The 19,260-nt window shown below is 28.6% G+C and carries 19 protein-coding genes; 12 read left to right on the top strand and 7 right to left on the bottom strand.

What is annotated here, in order from left to right; all coding sequences use genetic code 11:
• Positions 1 to 115 precede the first annotated feature (115 nt).
• Positions 116 to 508 (top strand): hypothetical protein, encoded by a 393-nt coding sequence (locus AB0T67_RS00320; RefSeq protein WP_369218646.1) that lies wholly within the window; start codon positions 116 to 118, stop codon positions 506 to 508.
• A 49-nt stretch (positions 509 to 557) separates the two neighbouring features.
• Here the strand turns inward: AB0T67_RS00320 and AB0T67_RS00315 are convergent, their stop codons facing one another.
• Positions 558 to 731 (bottom strand): hypothetical protein, encoded by a 174-nt coding sequence (locus AB0T67_RS00315; RefSeq protein WP_180947644.1) that lies wholly within the window; start codon positions 729 to 731, stop codon positions 558 to 560.
• Positions 732 to 877: 146 nt separating this feature from the next.
• Between AB0T67_RS00315 and fumC the strand changes: the two genes are divergently transcribed.
• Positions 878 to 2,278 (top strand): class II fumarate hydratase, encoded by a 1,401-nt coding sequence (gene fumC, locus AB0T67_RS00310; RefSeq protein ID WP_369218645.1) that lies wholly within the window; start codon positions 878 to 880, stop codon positions 2,276 to 2,278.
• A 164-nt stretch (positions 2,279 to 2,442) separates the two neighbouring features.
• The gene (locus AB0T67_RS00305) at positions 2,443 to 3,309 is read left to right on the top strand and encodes a YkgJ family cysteine cluster protein (RefSeq protein ID WP_369218644.1); all 867 of its coding nucleotides are present in this window, start codon (positions 2,443 to 2,445) and stop codon (positions 3,307 to 3,309) included.
• Positions 3,310 to 3,393: 84 nt separating this feature from the next.
• On the opposite strand, the gene AB0T67_RS00300 is transcribed toward AB0T67_RS00305, so the two are convergent.
• The gene (locus tag AB0T67_RS00300; RefSeq protein ID WP_369218643.1) at positions 3,394 to 4,134 is read right to left on the bottom strand and encodes a hypothetical protein; all 741 of its coding nucleotides are present in this window, start codon (positions 4,132 to 4,134) and stop codon (positions 3,394 to 3,396) included.
• A gap of 192 nt (positions 4,135 to 4,326) precedes the next feature.
• Between AB0T67_RS00300 and pip the strand changes: the two genes are divergently transcribed.
• Positions 4,327 to 5,253 (top strand): prolyl aminopeptidase, encoded by a 927-nt coding sequence (gene pip, locus AB0T67_RS00295; protein WP_369218642.1) that lies wholly within the window; start codon positions 4,327 to 4,329, stop codon positions 5,251 to 5,253.
• Between the two features lie 189 nt (positions 5,254 to 5,442).
• Here the strand turns inward: pip and lgt are convergent, their stop codons facing one another.
• From lgt to cysS, 3 genes are read right to left on the bottom strand one after another with little or no spacing between them, the layout of a single operon-like run.
• Positions 5,443 to 6,270 carry a prolipoprotein diacylglyceryl transferase gene (gene lgt / locus AB0T67_RS00290; protein ID WP_369218641.1) on the bottom strand — a complete coding sequence of 276 codons (828 nt, stop codon included), beginning with the start codon at positions 6,268 to 6,270 and terminating at the stop codon, positions 5,443 to 5,445.
• 37 nt (positions 6,271 to 6,307) lie between these two features.
• Complete coding sequence (gene yidD / locus AB0T67_RS00285) at positions 6,308 to 6,544, bottom strand: membrane protein insertion efficiency factor YidD (RefSeq protein WP_271230226.1); 237 nt, start codon at positions 6,542 to 6,544, stop codon at positions 6,308 to 6,310.
• Positions 6,545 to 6,549: 5 nt separating this feature from the next.
• Positions 6,550 to 8,028 carry a cysteine--tRNA ligase gene (gene cysS / locus AB0T67_RS00280; protein ID WP_369218640.1) on the bottom strand — a complete coding sequence of 493 codons (1,479 nt, stop codon included), beginning with the start codon at positions 8,026 to 8,028 and terminating at the stop codon, positions 6,550 to 6,552.
• Between the two features lie 163 nt (positions 8,029 to 8,191).
• Here cysS and meaB point away from each other — a divergent pair, with 163 nt between their 5' ends.
• The 8 genes from meaB (at position 8,192) to AB0T67_RS00240 (ending at position 16,781) form a co-directional block, all read left to right on the top strand.
• On the top strand, positions 8,192 to 9,280 hold the full coding sequence (gene meaB, locus AB0T67_RS00275; protein WP_369218639.1) for a methylmalonyl Co-A mutase-associated GTPase MeaB: 1,089 nt from the start codon (positions 8,192 to 8,194) through the stop codon (positions 9,278 to 9,280).
• 57 nt (positions 9,281 to 9,337) lie between these two features.
• Positions 9,338 to 9,679 (top strand): tRNA-binding protein, encoded by a 342-nt coding sequence (locus tag AB0T67_RS00270; RefSeq protein WP_271230229.1) that lies wholly within the window; start codon positions 9,338 to 9,340, stop codon positions 9,677 to 9,679.
• Positions 9,680 to 9,783: 104 nt separating this feature from the next.
• Complete coding sequence (locus AB0T67_RS00265; protein WP_369218638.1) at positions 9,784 to 10,539, top strand: phospholipase D-like domain-containing protein; 756 nt, start codon at positions 9,784 to 9,786, stop codon at positions 10,537 to 10,539.
• 78 nt (positions 10,540 to 10,617) lie between these two features.
• Positions 10,618 to 12,414, top strand: coding sequence for a DUF885 domain-containing protein (locus tag AB0T67_RS00260; RefSeq protein WP_369218637.1), 1,797 nt, complete (start codon positions 10,618 to 10,620; stop codon positions 12,412 to 12,414).
• A 115-nt stretch (positions 12,415 to 12,529) separates the two neighbouring features.
• A complete protein-coding gene (locus tag AB0T67_RS00255; RefSeq protein WP_369218636.1) occupies positions 12,530 to 13,948 on the top strand; it encodes a T9SS type A sorting domain-containing protein in 1,419 nt (472 codons plus the stop codon).
• Between the two features lie 103 nt (positions 13,949 to 14,051).
• Positions 14,052 to 15,152: a hypothetical protein gene (locus tag AB0T67_RS00250; RefSeq protein ID WP_369218635.1), complete on the top strand. Its 1,101-nt coding sequence runs from the start codon at positions 14,052 to 14,054 to the stop codon at positions 15,150 to 15,152.
• 68 nt (positions 15,153 to 15,220) lie between these two features.
• The gene (locus AB0T67_RS00245; protein ID WP_369218634.1) at positions 15,221 to 16,111 is read left to right on the top strand and encodes a TIGR01777 family oxidoreductase; all 891 of its coding nucleotides are present in this window, start codon (positions 15,221 to 15,223) and stop codon (positions 16,109 to 16,111) included.
• Positions 16,101 to 16,781, top strand: coding sequence for a GNAT family N-acetyltransferase (locus AB0T67_RS00240; protein WP_369218633.1), 681 nt, complete (start codon positions 16,101 to 16,103; stop codon positions 16,779 to 16,781). Before AB0T67_RS00245 ends, AB0T67_RS00240 begins: the two co-directional genes overlap by 11 nt.
• Before the next feature lie 46 nt (positions 16,782 to 16,827).
• Here AB0T67_RS00240 and AB0T67_RS00235 read toward each other — a convergent pair whose 3' ends face one another.
• Positions 16,828 to 18,123: a dihydrolipoamide acetyltransferase family protein gene (locus AB0T67_RS00235; protein WP_369218632.1), complete on the bottom strand. Its 1,296-nt coding sequence runs from the start codon at positions 18,121 to 18,123 to the stop codon at positions 16,828 to 16,830.
• A 214-nt stretch (positions 18,124 to 18,337) separates the two neighbouring features.
• Complete coding sequence (gene hemF, locus AB0T67_RS00230; protein WP_369218631.1) at positions 18,338 to 19,240, bottom strand: oxygen-dependent coproporphyrinogen oxidase; 903 nt, start codon at positions 19,238 to 19,240, stop codon at positions 18,338 to 18,340.
• Positions 19,241 to 19,260 lie beyond the last annotated feature (20 nt).

Raw genomic sequence — 19,260 nt, 5'->3', positions numbered from 1 at the left:
AGCGGGCTTTCATTACTCGCTTTTTAGTTCGTGTGCAAAAAAAGCACACAAACTAAAAGAGCTCAAACAAACCATTCAATCCCTAACGCAATTTCAAATTACAAATTAAAAATTCATGTATAAATTCATAGTTATAAGTTTATTAATAATAAGCTTTACAGGAAATATAGTAGCACAAAAAAATAACGAAAAAATAATTGACAAAAAACTAGAAAAAGTTCAAGAAAAACTAAAACTTGATAATATTCAATTATTAATGGTAAAAGAAGTTGTTGTAAAATATAGCAATCAAAAAATAGCATTACATCAGCAAGAAATGCCCGAACAAGAAAAAAGAATTCAAATTAAAGAATTAAATTTAAAGCAAGAAAAAGAACTACAAGCCTTTTTAGATAAAGAACAACTTGTTCAGTTTAATAAAATAATGAAAGAACAAAAGAAAGAACGCAAAAAAAGTCGTCCTTCAAAAGGTTCAGGAAATAGAAGAGGAAAACGAAACTCTTTTTAAAACAGAAAGGCTCGCTAAATGCGAGCCTTTTGTATGTTTTATAAAAAGCCTAGTTACCTTGAGCAGCTTTTTTAGCTTCTTTTTTTAATTTCAAGTTTTCTAAAATTGTTCCACCAATCCAATAAGGAACAACAAATGTTAATAAGAAAATTAACAACCAAAAACCAGTTGTAAAAATAAACATGAATAATACTAATCCTGAAAATTGTGAAAAATCTAACATTTGTTTTCTGTAATAATTGTTATAGAGCAAAATTAGAACTATTTTTCTTTTTATCCAATAAAATCTGATAAAAATCACTACTAAAACCTATAAGAATTTGTAATTTTGGCTTTAAGTTAACTTATATTCTTTTAAATCATTTTAAAATGACAAAGTACAGAATCGAAAAAGACACCATGGGAAATGTTGAAGTTCCTGCGGATAAATATTGGGGAGCACAAACAGAACGCTCTCGTAACAACTTTAAAATAGGTCCTGCTGGCTCAATGCCTTTAGAGATTGTATATGGTTTTGCGTATCTTAAAAAAGCTGCGGCATATACAAATGCAGAATTAGGTGTTTTAGCTGAAGAAAAAAGAGATTTAATTGCACAAGTTTGTGATGAAATTTTAGCAAGTAAACATGATGATCAGTTTCCTTTAGTAATCTGGCAAACAGGTTCGGGAACACAATCGAACATGAACTGTAACGAAGTAATTGCTAACAGAGCTCACGAAATTGCAGGTAAAGTTATTGGTGAAGGTGAAAAAACTATTCAACCAAATGATGATGTAAACAAATCGCAATCATCAAACGATACTTTTCCTACAGGAATGCACATTGCAGCTTACAAGAAAATTGTAGAAGTTACAATTCCAGGAGTTGAACAATTACGTGATACTTTACAAGCAAAATCAGAAGCATTTAAAGACGTTGTAAAAATTGGACGTACGCATTTAATGGATGCTACTCCCCTAACCTTAGGACAAGAATTTTCTGGTTATGTTGCACAATTAAACTTCGGATTAAAAGCTTTAAAAAATTCTTTAGAGCATTTATCTCAATTAGCTTTAGGTGGAACTGCTGTTGGTACAGGATTAAACACTCCAGCTGGTTACGATGTTTTAGTTGCAAAATATATTGCTGAATTTACAGGATTACCTTTTATTACTGCTGAAAACAAATTTGAAGCTTTAGCGGCTCATGATGCTTTTGTTGAAACGCACGGTTCTTTAAAACAATTAGCGGTTTCTATCAATAAAATAGCCAACGATATTCGTATGATGGCTTCAGGACCTCGTTCTGGTATTGGTGAATTAATTATTCCTGCAAACGAGCCAGGTTCTTCTATTATGCCTGGAAAAGTAAATCCTACGCAAGCAGAAGCAATTACTATGGTTTGTGCGCAAGTTATGGGGAATGATGTTGCTGTTACTGTTGGTGGTACGCAAGGTCATTACGAATTAAACGTTTTTAAACCAATGATGGCGGCAAACGTATTACAATCTGCTCAATTAATTGGAGATGCTTGTGTATCTTTCGATGTAAATTGTGCGGCTGGTATTGAGCCAAATCATACTAGAATTACTGAATTAGTAAACAATTCTTTAATGTTAGTTACTGCTTTAAATACAAAAATCGGATATTATAAAGCTGCGGAAATTGCAAATACTGCACACGCAAACGGAACTACTTTAAAAACAGAAGCTGTTCGTTTAGGGTATGTTACTGAAGCTGAATATGACGAATGGGTAAAACCTGAAGAAATGATTGGAGCTTTAAAATAAGTTTTTTCATATTAGATTTCTTTTTTTAGAGATCTTAAAATTTAAAAAAATCCCTACAATTTATAATTGTAGGGATTTTTATTTTTTAAATCTTATTTTTGCCTTCGCTATAAAAACAGCAATTACTTATCTCAACTATTCATTTCAAAAACAAAACATACAAAATGCAAGTAACAAAACTAAACTCAGAAAGTATATTACCGCTTACCTGCTCACGTTCAGGATCGTGTTGTTTTGGAAAAGATGTAATGCTGAATCCATGGGAATTATTTAGTTTTAGTCAAGAGAAAAAAATCACAACAAAAGATTTTCGAAATCTTTATACCGAATTCGGAGGTATTCAATTGCTTTTTGATGGAAAATCAGATAAAAAAGGACAAAAAGCATGCAGTCAATACGTAGATAATATGGGATGTAGCGTTCATGTTGGTCGTCCGTTAGCATGTCGTTTATATCCGTTAGGTCGTCAAGTTCAATTTGAAAAAGCCGAATATATTTATGAAGGAAATGCTTTTCCATGCTTAACAGATTGTTCCGAAGTATTAGATTTACCTAAACTTAGTGTAGGCGAATATTTAAAAGGACAAGAAGCGCATCAATATGAAAAAGCACTAGATGCTTATTTAATGGTGATGCAAAACATTGCAGATATTGGTTTTGAATTACTTTTAGATTCGGGATTATCGGCTTCTGGAGATACCAAAACACTTTCAGCATGGAGAGACATTGGTAAAGAAAATACGCAAGTATTAGCAGATATAATCGGTAAAGAATGGATGGATTATTTAATGATTCCAAACATAACAAACCACGATAATAATCCTGTTATTTTTGCTCAAAAACACAATGATTTCATCCTTTTAAAAGCTCAAGAAAAATTCGGAAGCTTACAAACCTTTGAAGAACTTCATGAAGCTTCAGTTTTAATGATTGCCGTTGCACTGCATTTATCAAGAGGTTTAAGAGCTGATACAAAAGGACTTTCAGAACATTGGATTGAAACTGCAAAAAGCCACGGCGCTAAAGAATAATAGATTTAGTATAAATTTCATTAGCTATTTATAAATGAAAAATCCGAAGTAATATTACTTCGGATTTTTTTTAATTAATTAGATTTACAAAACAATTGCTTTTTCAATAAGTACATCAAAAAGATAACCTGCACCAAAATCTTTATTCAGAATAACAGTTCCTTTTATAGTAATAATATCGCCAATTTTCACTTTTTCATTCGTTGTAATTGTAATATCATATTCACCATTTCCTGTTGTTCCGTCTTGTAAATGAATGAAATTAACACCCATAATTTCGTTGTTTACTTTTACAGCTTGTCCTTTTATAATAACTTCTTTATTCTGATAAGTTTTTGGATTTTCAAAAAGTTCTGAAATTTGTATTCCGTTAGCAGCTTTTTCAATATTAACGACTTTCGTTTTTCCTTTATTAGTACTTTTTTTAATAGTTTTATTGTTGATTTTATTCTTAGTTTTATTTTCTTCATCTCGAACACCTTGTGCAAAAATAACAGTATCAAAAGTTCGTTTTAAAATTTTACTTTCAAAATTTTTCATTTCCATTCCTTCATCATAATAATAGGTTGCTCCTATTTTTATTTCTCTTCCTGGAACTGCAACCCAATATTTTTTATCATTTTCTGAAACTTTCAAATAAATATATCCTCCAGCAGGTATTTTTTCGATCACAACAACTTTATGTGTATTTAAAGATACTAGATTTTCTACAGATTTTTTTTCTGTTAGGTTTTTTGTAGGTTTTATCGTTTTTGATTTTTCAGAATCTTTACAACTTGTTATAAATCCTAAAATTATTAAAAAAATTACTGTAAAATATTTCATTATTGTTCTTATATTTTGGGCGAAAATTACATTTTTTATTTCTAATTTATGGGAAAAACTAAAATGAAAAAATAATGCAAACAAAAGCCGTTTTTGAAAACATAGCAGAAAGAATAAAACAAGAGTAATTCTAATATTTAGAATATAGTATCTTTATCTTTTTTAAACACAAATTTTCAAGAAAACAACAACATGACATCAGAAAAAAACATAAAATCATATAAATCGGGATATTTACCTGTTTCTCACGGACACGAACTTTATTTTGAATTATACGGTAATCCTAAAGGAATTCCTGTAATCTATTTACACGGTGGTCCTGGAGCTGGTTTTGGTGATAAAGACAAACAATATTTTGACCCTGAACGATACAACGTACTTTTTTTTGATCAGCGAGGAACTTCAAGAAGTAAACCTTTCGGATCTATAGAAAATAACACAACACAGCATCTTTTAGAAGATATAAATATATTACTTGATTATGTAAATTTTGATAAGGTCTATGTTTTTGGAGGTTCTTGGGGAAGTACACTTTCGTTAGTATATGCAATTCATAACTCTGAACGTGTTTTAGGTTTGATTATCCGAGGTATTTGGTTGGCAAATAAATATGCTTTTGACCATTATATTGGTGGTGGAATTAAAGAATTTTTTCCTGATGTTTGGAATCGTTTTAATAAATTAGTTCCTAAAGGTGAAAATCCTGTAGATTATTATTTAAAAATGATGACTTCTGATGATGAAGAAATCAGCAATAAATACGCTTATGAATGGGCATATTACGAAATGTCTTTTTACACTATCAATAAAATTACCGATACAGAAGAGGTTTTAAAAACCTTTTCATATAAATCAATGGCAATTTTAGAAGCACACTATATCAAAAATAATTGTTTTATTCCTGAAGATTTCATCATGAATAATATCGATAAAATAAAGGATATAAAAACAGCAATTGTTCACGGAAGATATGATTTTATTTGTACGCCAATTCAAGCTTTCAGACTACATGAAGGTTTAAATAATTCAACATTAAATATTGAAAATGCAGGACATTCTTCTTCGGATGAAGAAAATAAAATTGCTTTAATTTCAGAATTAAAAAGGATTACTTCTTAATAAAAAACTGTCAGTTCGAATGATTTTTTTCTTTCAAAAAAAGTATCGAGAACTTTTTGAATCAAAATAAAATAATTATCGATATAATTTTAAATTCCTTTTAGTCATTAAAATCACTCGAATTGACAAAAACAAAAAAACCTCCAATTAAATTGGAGGTTTTTTTTTATAAATTAAATTTATTTTTGATTATTTCGATTTTCTAAACATCAACCAAAAACCAATTAAAACAAGTGGAATACTTAATACTTGTCCTGTATTTAATGAATTGAAAACCCAATCTTCTCTACTATCTACTTGTGCTTTTTTCAAAAATTCGATAAAGAAACGTAACGACCATAAAACAACCATAAACAAACCAAATAAAAATCCTTCTTGATTTTTTTTATCAGTTTTCCAATAGAAATGCCAAAGCGCAAAAAACAAAGCTAAGTAACTAAAAGCCTCATACAATTGTGTTGGATGACTAGCTACAGTTTCTCCTGCTCTTTTAAAAATAACACCGAAAGTGCTTCCTGTTGGTTTTCCATAAATTTCAGAATTAAAAAAGTTTCCTAATCGGATAAAGAAACCTGCCAAAGCAACTATTATACCTAATCTATCTAAAATAAATAACCATGATTTTTCTAAATGTTTTTTAGCATAAAAATATAATGCTATTGGAATTCCAATTGCAGCTCCATGACTTGCAAAACCTGTAAATCCTGTAAACTTCCAAGAACCATCAGCCAATTGTTTCATTGGTAAAAATATTTCTAATAAATGGTTTTGATAATAATCCCAACTATAAAAGAAAACATCTCCTAAACGCATTCCTACTAACATAGAAACGAATACGTACATAAATAGCGGATCTAACTTTTCCGCAGGAATTTTATCATTTAGATATATTTTCTTCATCAAATGAAGCCCTAATACAAAAGCAGCTACAAACATTAAACTGTACCAACGGATACCAAAACTACCTATTTTTATAAGTTCAGGATCTAAATCCCATACAATGGATAAAAAATTCATGTATTATTTATTTTACGCCATTAAATTAAAATGACTATTATTTATTTTTCTTTTCTGGCACAGGATCATATCCACTCCCACCCCACGGATGACAACTAAAAATTCTTTTTATCGCTAACCAACCACCATAAAATAAGCCGTGTTTTTGCAAAGCTTGTATTGTATAACTAGAGCATGTTGGCGAATATCGACAAGTTGCTGGTGTAAATGGCGAAATAGCAGTTTGATAAAATCGAACCAATAATATAAACGGATATGTTAAAATTTTTTTCAACTTTTTTAATTAATTGAAAAACTAGTTCCTTCTTTTCCGTCTTTTAATTGAACGCCTAAAACTAATAATTCATCACGAATTTGGTCAGATAATGCCCAATCTTTATTTTCACGAGCTTCTTTACGTAACTTAATTAATAACTCAACTACGCCATTAACTTTATCTGAACTATCTTTTACAGCTTCGTTCATCAATCCTAAAACATCAAAAACAAAAGCGTTTATAGTTGTTGTAAATTCTGATAAATCTGCTTCGGTTAAACTTGCTTTACCTTCTTTTATTTGATTGATTGTTTTTACAGCTTCAAATAAATGAGAAATTAATACAGGCGTATTAAAATCATCATTCATAGCTGCGTAACAATCTTTTTTCCATTTCTGAACATCAAAAGTAGAAGTATTTCCTGCTTCTATTTTATCTAAGAAATTTACAGCTTCCATTAATTTTGAATGCCCTTTTTCAGAAGCTTCTAATGCTTCTCCTGAAAAATCTAAAATACTTCTGTAATTGGCTTGCATGTTAAAAAAACGAACCACACTTGCTGAAAATGCTTTTGGTAAAATGTCATTTTCTCCAGATAAAATCTCGTTAGGTAAAATAAAATTACCTGTTGATTTTGCCATTTTCTGACTATTTAACAACAACATATTGGTGTGCATCCAATAATTTACAGGCGAAACACCGCTACAAGTTTGCGATTGTGCAATTTCACATTCGTGATGTGGAAATTTTAAATCCATTCCACCACCGTGAATATCAAATTTTTCACCTAAATATTTTGTACTCATTACAGAACATTCTAAATGCCAACCAGGAAAACCATCGCTCCAAGGCGAAGGCCAACGCATAATATGGCGTTCATCCGCTTTTTTCCAAAGTGCAAAATCTTGTGGGTTTTTCTTATCAGATTGTCCATCTAAAACTCGTGTATTATGAATTGCATCTTCTATTTTTCTTCCAGAAAGAATTCCATAATTACCAGTTTCATTATATTTTAATACATCAAAATAAACAGAACCATTTACTTCATAAGCAAATCCTTTTTCAATGATTTCTTTAATCATTTCAATTTGCTCAACAATATGACCTGTTGCAGTTGGCTCAATACTTGGAGGTAAAAAATTATAGTTTTTTAAAACATCATGAAAATCAACAGTGTACTTTTGTACCACTTCCATTGGTTCAATTTCTTCTAAACGTGCTTTTTTAGAAATTCTATCTTCTCCTTCATCAGCATCATTTTCTAAATGCCCTGCATCAGTAATATTACGTACATAACGCACTTTATAACCTAAATGTAATAAGTAACGATAAACAACATCAAAAAACATAAATGTTCGTACGTTTCCTAAATGAGCGTTACTATATACGGTAGGTCCGCAAACGTACATACCTACATGTCCGTCGTTTACAGTTTTAAAAAGCTCTTTACTTTTTGATAAAGAGTTGTATACTTTTAATTGGTTTTCTTGATATAATTTCATACAAAAAATGACTATTAATAGATGCTAAAGATAGGTACTTTATAAAGAATAATGAAATCGAATTTTAGTGAAGTTTCTGTTAAAAAATAATACTTTTCCGCTTCGTTGCATTTTGCTTTATATTTATGTATAAATTTACCTTATTATTTCGTTTTTACTTTATATGACTCATAAAAAAAAGGCTACTATTACTGAAACAGCAGGAGTTTCTCCACCAGAAACAACTAGTAAATCATCCGCAGAAAAAATAAAACTTATTCGTAAAAAAATAATTAGTACGCAAGAATTTGTTTATCAGATACTTTCAGGAAATATTCCTTTTTTAAGTAGAGCAATTACTTTGGTAGAAAGCACCAATTTAAAACATCAAAAACAGGCTAATGAAATTTTAGAAGCTTGTTTAAAGCACGCAAATAATTCGATTAGAATAGGAATTACTGGCGTTCCTGGTGTTGGAAAAAGTACTTTTATTGAAGCTTTTGGTAAACATTTGACAAGTATCGGAAAAAAAGTAGCCGTTTTAGCCGTAGATCCTAGTAGTTATGTTCACAAAGGAAGTATTTTAGGTGATAAAACAAGAATGGAAAAATTGGTTACCGATACAAATGCTTTTATCAGACCTTCTCCAGCTGGAAATTCATTAGGAGGCGTTGCCAAAAAAACACGAGAAAGTATTATTCTATGTGAAGCAGCTGGTTTTGATATCATAATTATTGAAACTGTTGGAGTTGGTCAATCAGAAACTGCGGTACATTCTATGACAGATTTCTTTTTATTACTTAAATTAGCGGGTGCTGGCGATGAATTACAAGGGATAAAACGAGGAATTGTTGAAATGGCAGATGCAATTGTTATTAACAAATCTGATAGTGGTAACGAGAAAAATACAAAAATTGCAAAAGTAGAGTTTAATAAGGCACTCCATTTATATCCTCCGAAAGATAACGGATGGCAACCAACCGTTTTATTAGCTAGCGCACTACATCAAAAAGGTATTCTAGAAATTTATACAATGATTAATGAGTATATTACCTCAGCAATTGATACTAATTATTTTGATCAAAAAAGAAATCATCAGAATAAATATTGGTTACTAGAAACGATAAATGAACAATTAAAAAAGGATTTTTATAATAATGAAACTATTAAAAAAGCTCTAAAAGAAGAATTAAAAGAGTTAGAAAACAGTAAAACAACTCCGTTTACGGCTGCTAAACGATTACTTGACATAAATTATAAAAGTCAAAAATAAGTGTTTTATAAAAATATCTTCTTAAAAAATAAATAGAAATTACTTAAATTAAAAAAAATGGAAAACAATACTTTAACTTGGGATGATTTTACCAAAGTAGAAATGCGTATTGGAACGATTATTTCTGCTGAAATATTTAAAGAAGTAAAAAATCCTGCTTATAAAATGCAAATTGATTTTGGTGAATTTGGCATCAAAAAAACCTCTGCTCAAATTACAAAATTATATACATCAGAAGAATTAATAGGAAATCAAATTGTAGCAGTTACAAACTTTCCTAAAAAACAAATAGCAAATATTATGAGCGAATGTTTAGTACTAGGTGCTGTTGGAAATCATAAAGAAGTTACATTAATATCTCCTGAAAGAAACATTAAAAATGGTACAAGAATTGGATAAAATACTTATCCTAGATTAATCCCCCAAATTTTAGTTTTAAATAATTCAACCGCAACTGCTCTTGATTGTTTAAAATGAATATTAATTATAACAAATAATATTAAATGTTTATTAATAATGCCAATTGTGATATTTACATAGGTAAAGCCGCAGGAAAACACTTAATTAGTGACATCCGAAATGCGAGAAAATCTATAAAAATTGTTTCTCCTTATTTATCTGCTTCTTTAGTAAAAGAACTGATAAAATTAAAGTCTAAAAAATTAAATATTGAATTAATTACCTCTGATGATATTGAAGATTTTACAGGAGATAAAGAAAAAAACATTCATAAATTAATTATTCAAAATAAAACACCAAATAGTTTTGCTAAAAAATGGATTGCTTTTTCACAAATAACAATATTTAGTATTATTGGTGTTTTAGCAACAATGCTATTTGCTTTTTACGAAACTGAAGATATTAGAATTTCCTTCGGGTTTATTGCCGTAATAATACTTTGTTTTGTGTATCGATTTTTTAATAAAAAAAGTAAAAGTAGCAAACACAATTACTATAAATACTCGCAGTTATTTCCTTTTAAAGTATATATGTCTCCATATAAATCAAAATTAAGTGACTCTTTTATCCATAGTAAAATTTATTTAATTGATGATAAAATAGCTTATTTAGGCTCGTTAAACTTTACCGTTAGTGGTTTAAAAAATAATTACGAAACAAGTATTAGAACAAAAGAGTCTAAGGCTATAAAAGAAATTAAAAAAGAAATAAATCAATTATTTCATCATTCTAATTTACACGAAAAAGATATTCAACTTTGGGGTGCTGAATTATATGAACAATCTTCTGAAAAAAAATAAAACCATATTTATTAAAAAAATCGTTTAAATATAAACGACTTTATTTTTGGTATATTTGGTTGCAATAAAAACACTATCATGAAAAAAACACTTTTAGCCGTACTAACAGTTAGTACATTATTTCTTTCTTGTAAGCAAGAAAAAAAAGAAACTATTACAACTACTGTTGTATCAAAAAACATGGCTTTTGATAAATTACTGAAAAATTATAATGAAGGTAAATTTAAATTAAATCCGATTAATGCTACGTACGCTGGTGATAATAGATTTAATGATAAATTTCCTAATACTTTGTCTGAAGCTTATCAAAATAAAAGTAATGAATTTTACAATAGTTTTAAAGCTAAACTTACAACTTTTAAAGATGCTAACTTAACCGAAAGTGAGCAAATGAGTAAAGCTGTTTTAGCTTGGGATTGTGATATGGCACTTGCACAAAGTAGCTTTAAAAATGATGTGTTGATGCCTATTAATCAAATGTGGACTATCAATTTAACTATGGGAACTTTAGCTAGTGGTAGCAGTGCTCAACCTTTTAAAACTGTTAAAGATTATAAAAACTGGTTAAGTAGATTAGATGGTTATTATGACTGGATGCAAACTGCCATTGAAAATATGCGTGCAGGTACTAAAAATGGTTTTGTTTTACCTAAATCTTTAATCAAAAAAATAATTCCTCAGTTTAAATCATTAGCCGAAGATAAAACTACAGCGCATTTATTTTATACACCAATAAAAAATTTACCTGAAAGTTTTAATGATGATGATAAAAAAATATTAACAGAAGCATATACTAAAATATTGGACAATAAATTGATTCCGATTTTTAATACAATGTACACTTTTTTACAAACAGATTATTTAAAAGCTGGTAGAGATAGTAGTGGTATTGATGCCGTACCAAATGGAAAAGCATATTATGCACATGCCATAAGAAACTACACAACTACAGAAATGACTGCAGATAAAATTCATCAACTAGGTTTAAGTGAAGTTGCTCGTATTTTATCTGAAATGGAAAAAGTTAAAGAAGAAGTAGGTTTTAAAGGTGATTTAAAAGCATTTTTTGATGATGTTCGTGTAAATAAAAAATTAATGCCTTACACTAATCCAAAGGAAATTATTGATAATTTTAATGCAATTCATACTAAAATGAAACCGCAATTAGATAAATTATTTGGTAATAAACCTAAAACAAAATTTGTTGTAAAACAAACTGAAAAATTTAGAGAAGCTTCTGCTAGTGCAGAATATAACGCTGGTTCTTTAGACGGAACACGACCTGGAATTTTTTATACACCAATTCCTGATGCTACAAAGTATAATATTTTTATGGATGAAGCTTTATTTTTACACGAAGCCATTCCTGGACATCATTATCAAGTTTCATTAACCCAAGAAAATGATGATTTACCTGCTTTTAGAAAAACTTTATGGTACAGTGCTTATGGTGAAGGTTGGGCTTTATATACTGAAAATTTAGGGAAAGAATTAGGTTTATATACTGACCCTTATCAATATTTTGGAATGTTAGGAATGGAAATGCACAGAGCAATCCGTTTAGTTGTTGATACTGGAATTCATACAAAAGGTTGGAGCCGTGAAAAAGCGATTCAATATTCTTTAGATAATGAAGCTGAATCAGAAGCTAGTATTATTTCAGAAATTGAACGCTATATGGCGAATCCTGGACAAGCGTTATCTTATAAAATTGGTCAATTAAAAATTAGAGAATTAAGAGCCAAAGCAAAACAAAAATTAGGTACTAAATTTGATATTCGTGAATTTCATAATCAAGTTTTAGAAACTGGTTGTATTCCTTTAGCTTTATTAGAAAATAAAGTTAATAAGTGGATTGCCAGTAAAAAAATCTAGATAATACATAAAGGATAATAAAAAAAACATAAAAACACCCTTTTTTATTATCCTTTATCCTTTTACTTAACTAGTGAGCTTTATATAGTTTTGCCAACTAACCAAAACTTATATCATGAAAAAAAGTAAACTATGGATTCTTTCAGGAATTCTTTTCTTATCACAACTTGTAAATGCACAAATAGTAAACATACCTGATGTTAACTTTAAAAACGCCTTATTAACGGGTCCTAATTCAGGAATTGACACTAATAATGATGGACAAATTCAAGTAACTGAAGCTACTGCATATACATCTCCTATTGATGTTTCATCTAAAAATATTGATGACCTTACAGGTATTGAAGCTTTTGTTAATATTCCTATTTTAGCTTGTGGAGGTAACAATTTAACAACACTTAATCTTACTCAAAATATTAATTTAGAAAGATTATTCTGTATGAATAATCAACTAAAAAAATTAGCATTAAGTAATAATACTAAACTGACACTACTTTACGCTTATAACAATAATTTAAATACATTAAATGTAGCAAATAGTAATAACAATAATATGAATATTTTTCATGTTATCAATAACCCTGATTTAAAATGTATTCAAGTTGATAATGGCTTTACTCCACCTAGTTCTTGGGTTAAAGATGCAATTGCTTATTATAGTGTTTATCCTTGTCCGCTTACTGCTACTCCTATAAAATACTTTTATACTCCAATGTTAACGGTTGTTGATGGATTTCAAAAAGTAACCTCAGCTGCAATTTTAAATATACCTGATGCTAATTTTAAAAATGCTTTATTAAATAATAATCCTGTTATTGATGTTAATAATGATGGTGAAATTCAAGTAAGTGAAGCAAATGCTTACGGACCTTATTTGAATGTAGGTAACAAAAACATCAGTAATTTAACAGGTATTGAAGCTTTTGTAAACTTAACAACTTTAGCATGTGCAGGTAATAATTTAACATCATTAAATGTTAGTCAGAATACAAACCTTGAGTTTTTATTTTGTGCCTATAATCCTCTTAAAAAATTATCATTAAAATACAATACTAAATTAGAGAATTTAAGTAGCTGGCATTGTAATAATCTTGAAACTATTGATATAGCTAATGGAAACAATAATATTATAACAAACTTTAATGTTATTAATAATCCTAAGCTAAAATGTATTAAAATTGATAACGGTTTTGTTCCTTCAAATAGTACATGGTCTAAAGATACAATGGCTCGTTATAGTTTTTATACTTGTCCGCTTACGGCTGCAACTCCTGATAAAACTATTTTATCTAATATAGAACCTTTAGGAGGATATAAAGTAAATATACACCCTAATCCTACTACTGATTACTTAAATATTAGTAACGAAAAAATCGATATTAAAACAGTTGAAGTATATACAACAACTGGAGATAAAGTTATAGAATCTAATTTAAATGAAATAAATGTTTCTAAATTACAAAAAGGTATTTATCATTTAAAAATAACTGATAGCAACAATCAAATAACATTTAAGAAATTTATAAAAAACTAATATAAAATTAGTTAATGTATTTACAATGCAAAATAAAACCATAATATTTTATATTATGGTTTTATTTTTGCCCTATATTTACATCAAATTTAAATAAATAATTATGAAAAAGTATTATTCAATTTTATTAACATTTTTATGTTTTACTATTATTACATCGTGTAATGATGAAGAGGTTATCTCTGATAAAAATCCTGATGATGCTATTAATCAAATAGAAGAGACTGTATTAAAAGCTAATACAGTAACTGAAAACGTATTAATACAAGGTGCTAAATTAATAGAAGGAACTCCACCTGCTTCAAATGGTGATATTTCTTTTTCAGTAAAAGAAACTGAACAATCTGCTTTTTTAAATAAAGGTTTTAATATCAACATTAATACTAATGATGATTATAAAGGTGCTTACATTTTAGTTAAATCTACCGATGGTAAAAATGCAGATAGCTATATTGATGTTCCTTATACTTCCAAAGACAAAAAAAGTGTAAAAAAGAACACAAAAAAATCTTTTTTATCTAAAAAAACAACAGTTAAAAATAATGAAATTGAAGTTGAAGTAAATTTTAATACTAATATACAACCTGGTAAATTTTGTTACTTTATTTGTATTTATAACGGACAAGGTTATGTTAGTGCTCCTTCAGAAGTTTGTGTAGAAGTTGAAGCTTGGGGTGGTAATAGCTCTATTGTTGGAACATGGAACTTTACTAAAGAAGTAAAAACAGACGAAGATGAGATAAAAACAACTCTTGTTGGTGAAGAAAATTGTGATGATTATACTGAGACTATTAACTGTGGTTACAATAATACCTTATCTGTTGCCAAGGCTTATTGTAGGACTATAAACTCGCTACCGCTTACTTTTAATGCTGATGGAACTTTTGAATTTATTAATTCTATTAATTATAAAGAACTTGATTATGAAACATCATCAGAAACTTGTTCTACTGTTTTTATCAACAATATAGATACATATCAATCAAAAGGAAATTGGGCATATGATGAAGAAGAACAAAAACTTACTCTAGTTCAATTTGAAATAACTGAAACCGAAAATGGAAATGTTAATAACGAAGTATTTGTAAATGGAGAGCTTTCTTTTAATGGTAAAGCTACCATTATCAACTCTGAGTTAATTATTACTGAGGAATATAGTGATATCTATGTTACAGAAGAATATAAATTTTATTTTAATAAATAATATTTAACATTTAAAATATAATTTAAAACCATGGTGTAAATACATCATGGTTTTTTTATTTTTACAATATGACAAAAATTCTTATTACTGGCGGTACAGGTTTAGTTGGAAAACAACTACAACAAGTTTTTAAAGAACAAAATATTGAAGTTGTAATATTAACAAGAAATCCTAAACAAGAAAATGAATTTAAATGGGATATTGATAAAAAATATATCGATAAAAAAGTCTTTGAAAATATTACACATATTATTCATTTAGCAGGTGCAGGAATTGCAGATAAACGTTGGACAACTTCACGTAAAAAAGAACTAATTAATAGTCGAGTAAATTCTGCAAACTTACTCTTTGAAAAAATAAAAGAATATAAAATTCCTTTACAAGGATTTATATCAGCATCAGGAATTGGTTATTATGGCGCTATTACTTCGGATAAAATATATTCTGAAAACGATACACCTCAAAATGATTTCATCTCTAAAATTTGTGTGAAATGGGAAGAAGCTGCTCATCAATTTAAACAATTAAGCATTCCTGTAACTATTTTACGAACAGGTGTAGTATTGGCTAAAAACGGTGGTGCTTTATCTAAAATAAATACACCTTTATTTTTAAGTGCTTTAGGAACAGGAAAACAATATATGCCATGGATTCATATTGATGATTTATCAAATTTATATTTAAAATCAATAACAGATAGTAATTTTACAGGAATATGTAATGCTGTAGCTCCAGAGCATCAAACAAATGAGAATTTTACTAAAACACTTTCTAAAACAATACATAAACCTATACTTCCACTTAATGCTCCCTCTTTTATATTGAATATTATTTTAGGAGAAATGGCTTGTATTCTTTTAAAAGGAAGTAAAATATCATCAGAAAAAACAAATAGTAGCTATAATTTTATTTATCCTGATTTAAAAACAGCTTTAAAAAATATTTACAATGATAAATAATCAATTAAAAAATCCGGTTTGGTTTGCTTTAAATGAAACTCATAAAAAATATACTATTAATTATAATGGTGTACAGTTTTATGATCCTAATATTTGCCCTTTCGGAGCTTTTATTGATAATAATAAAACTAAAAATGCTTTAAATAAATATGCTGAATTAACAGATAGCTTTTTCTTAGTTTCAGAAAATGAAACACCATTATTTGACAAAAATATTATTTCTTTAGATAAAAAAATTGAATGTTGTCAAATGATATTAGATAATCCTATTGAAATAAAAACTACTGAAAAAATTATACTTTTATCAGAAAAACATATTGATGAAATATATAATTTAGTTTGGTTAGTTATGCCTGGATACTTTAGAAAAAAAACTTTTGAAATGGGTAAATACTTTGGTATTTTTAAAGATAATAAAATTGTTTCAATAGCTGGTCAGCGAATGCAAACAAATAGTTTTATAGAAATTAGTGCTGTTGTTACACATCCTGAATATACTCGAAAAGGATTTGCAAGACAATTAACACATCATGTAAGTAAAGATATTTTAACTCAAGAAAAACTACCTATTTTACATACGAATAAAGGTAATATTGCTATAAAAATGTATGAAAGTTTAGGTTTTAAAATTACTAGAGATATGAATTGGTGGTATTTTCATAAAAAATAAAAGCTCGCAAATTGCGAGCTTTTATATAAAAAATTAATATTATTTTTTAAAAATCTTGATTAACATCCCAAGCTTCTAATATTTCTTTTAAAGTTTTTATAAACATTCCTCCTAAAGCACCATTTACAACTCTATGGTCGTAAGAGTGTGCTACAATCATTCTTTGGCGAATTCCTATAAAATCTCCTTCTGGAGTTTCAATAACAGCAGGTTTCTTTACAATAGCTCCTAAAGCTAAAATTGCTACCTGTGGTTGATTAATAATTGGTGTTCCTGTAATACTTCCAAAACTACCTACATTTGTTACCGTGTAAGTACCTCCTTGAATATCATCTGGCTTTAATTTATTTCCACGAGAACGGTTTGCTAAATCATTTACTTGCTTTGTCATACCTACCAAACTCAATTGATCTGCATTTTTAATTACTGGAACAATTAAATTGCCATCAGGTAAGGCTGCTGCCATTCCTAAATTAATATTTCCTCTTTTGATTATTTTATCACCATCAACGGCAATATTAATCATCGGGTGTTTTTTAATTGTTTGCGCAACTGCTTGCATAAAAATTGGCGTAAAAGTTAACTTTTCACCTTCTCTTTGCTGATAAGCATTTTTAACTTTATTTCTCCAGTTAACAATATTTGTTACATCTATTTCAATAAAAGACTGTACATGTGCTGATGTTTGTATAGAATCAACCATATGTTTAGCTACTAATTTCCCCATACGAGTCATTTCAATAACTTCATCTTGTCCTCCTAAAGTAATTGGCACTGATTTTGTTTTTGGTTTTTCAACTTTAACAGTTACAGGTGTTGTAATAACTTCTGATTTATTTTCTCTATTTTTTATATAAGATAAAATATCTGTTTTAGTAACTCTTCCTTCTTTTCCTGTTCCTTTTACAGTTTCTAATTCTTCAAAAGAAATTCCTTCTGATTTCGCTATATTTTTTACTAAAGGTGAATAAAAACGATTACTAGATGATGTGTCAATAACACCTGAAACTATTTCAGTATTAATTGATTTAGCATCTTCAATTGTTTTTTCTACGGCAACAACAGCTTCTTTTATTTCTGATGTATCAATAACAGTTACTCCTTCAGTTTCAATAATTGCCATAGTTTGCCCTACTTGAATAACGGCATTTTTTTCAAACAAAATTTCGACTAAGGTTCCTTCAACTTCACTAGGCACTTCACTATCTACTTTATCTGTGGCTACTTCAACAACAGTATCATCAATATCAACAAAATCTCCAACTTGTTTAATCCAAGATGTAATAGTTGCTTCAGTAACACTTTCTCCCATTTTAGGTAACTTCAATTCGTATCTTGCCATAGTATAAATTTTTAAACGTTTGCGAAGTTACTAAAAACCTATCGCTTTTTATATTTTATAAGGATAAAAAAAAATCAACAAAAATTAAATTATTCACAATTAAAAACACTTAAAAATAGTTTTAACATAATTAAGTAATTAAAAAAAGCAATTAATTGTCTAATCAATAATTAAAGAATCATTAAACTATCCTGTTTTTTAAATACTAATTCACTTATACCCAATCTTTAGGATTAGCTAAAACAGCTAATAATTTAGCTTCTTCACTTCCTTCTTCTGGATGATTATTATACTTCCATTGAACAACAGGAGGCAAACTCATTAAAATACTTTCTATACGTCCGTTTGTTTTTAATCCAAATAATGTTCCTCTATCGTGTACCAAATTAAACTCAACATAACGACCTCTTCTAACTTCTTGCCAGTCTTTCTGTTCTTTATTATAATCAATATTTTTTCTTTTTTCTACAATTGGCACGTACGATTCTAAAAAACTATTTCCAACTTCAGTTACAAAATTGTATCTATCTTCAATTGAAAATTCTGGAGTTTCTTTTAAGTAATCAAAAAACAAACCTCCTATTCCACGAGCTTCATCTCTATGATCATTCCAAAAATAAGTATCACAAGTTTCTTTAAACTTCGGATAAAAATCAGCATTATGTTTATCACAAGCTTCTTTACAAATTGAGTGAAAATGAGTCGCATCTTCTTCAAATAAATAATAAGGTGTTAAATCTTGACCTCCACCAAACCATTGCGTAACAATATTTCCTTCTCCATCATACATTTCAAAATAGCGCCAATTAGCATGTACTGTTGGTAAAAATGGATTTATAGGATGAAGTACTAAACTTAAACCACATGCAAAAAAATTACCTGTATTAACACCAAATTGTTTTCTTAAAGCTTCGGGTAATTCTCCAAAAACTTTAGAAATATTTACTCCTCCTTTTTCAAAAATAGTTCCATTTTCAATTACACGAGTTCTTCCTCCACCTCCTTCAGCACGTTTCCAGTTATCTTCTTGAAATTTAGCACAACCATCAACCTGTTCTAGTTTAGATGTTATAGTGTCTTGTAATTTTTCTATGTATGCGTAAAATTTATCTTTCATTTGTTTATTATTCTCTTACA

Source organism: Tenacibaculum salmonis (assembly GCF_041053065.1).
Taxonomy (GTDB): Bacteria; Bacteroidota; Bacteroidia; order Flavobacteriales; family Flavobacteriaceae; genus Polaribacter; species Polaribacter pacificus_A.
This window is presented reverse-complemented; position numbering and strand designations above follow the sequence as displayed.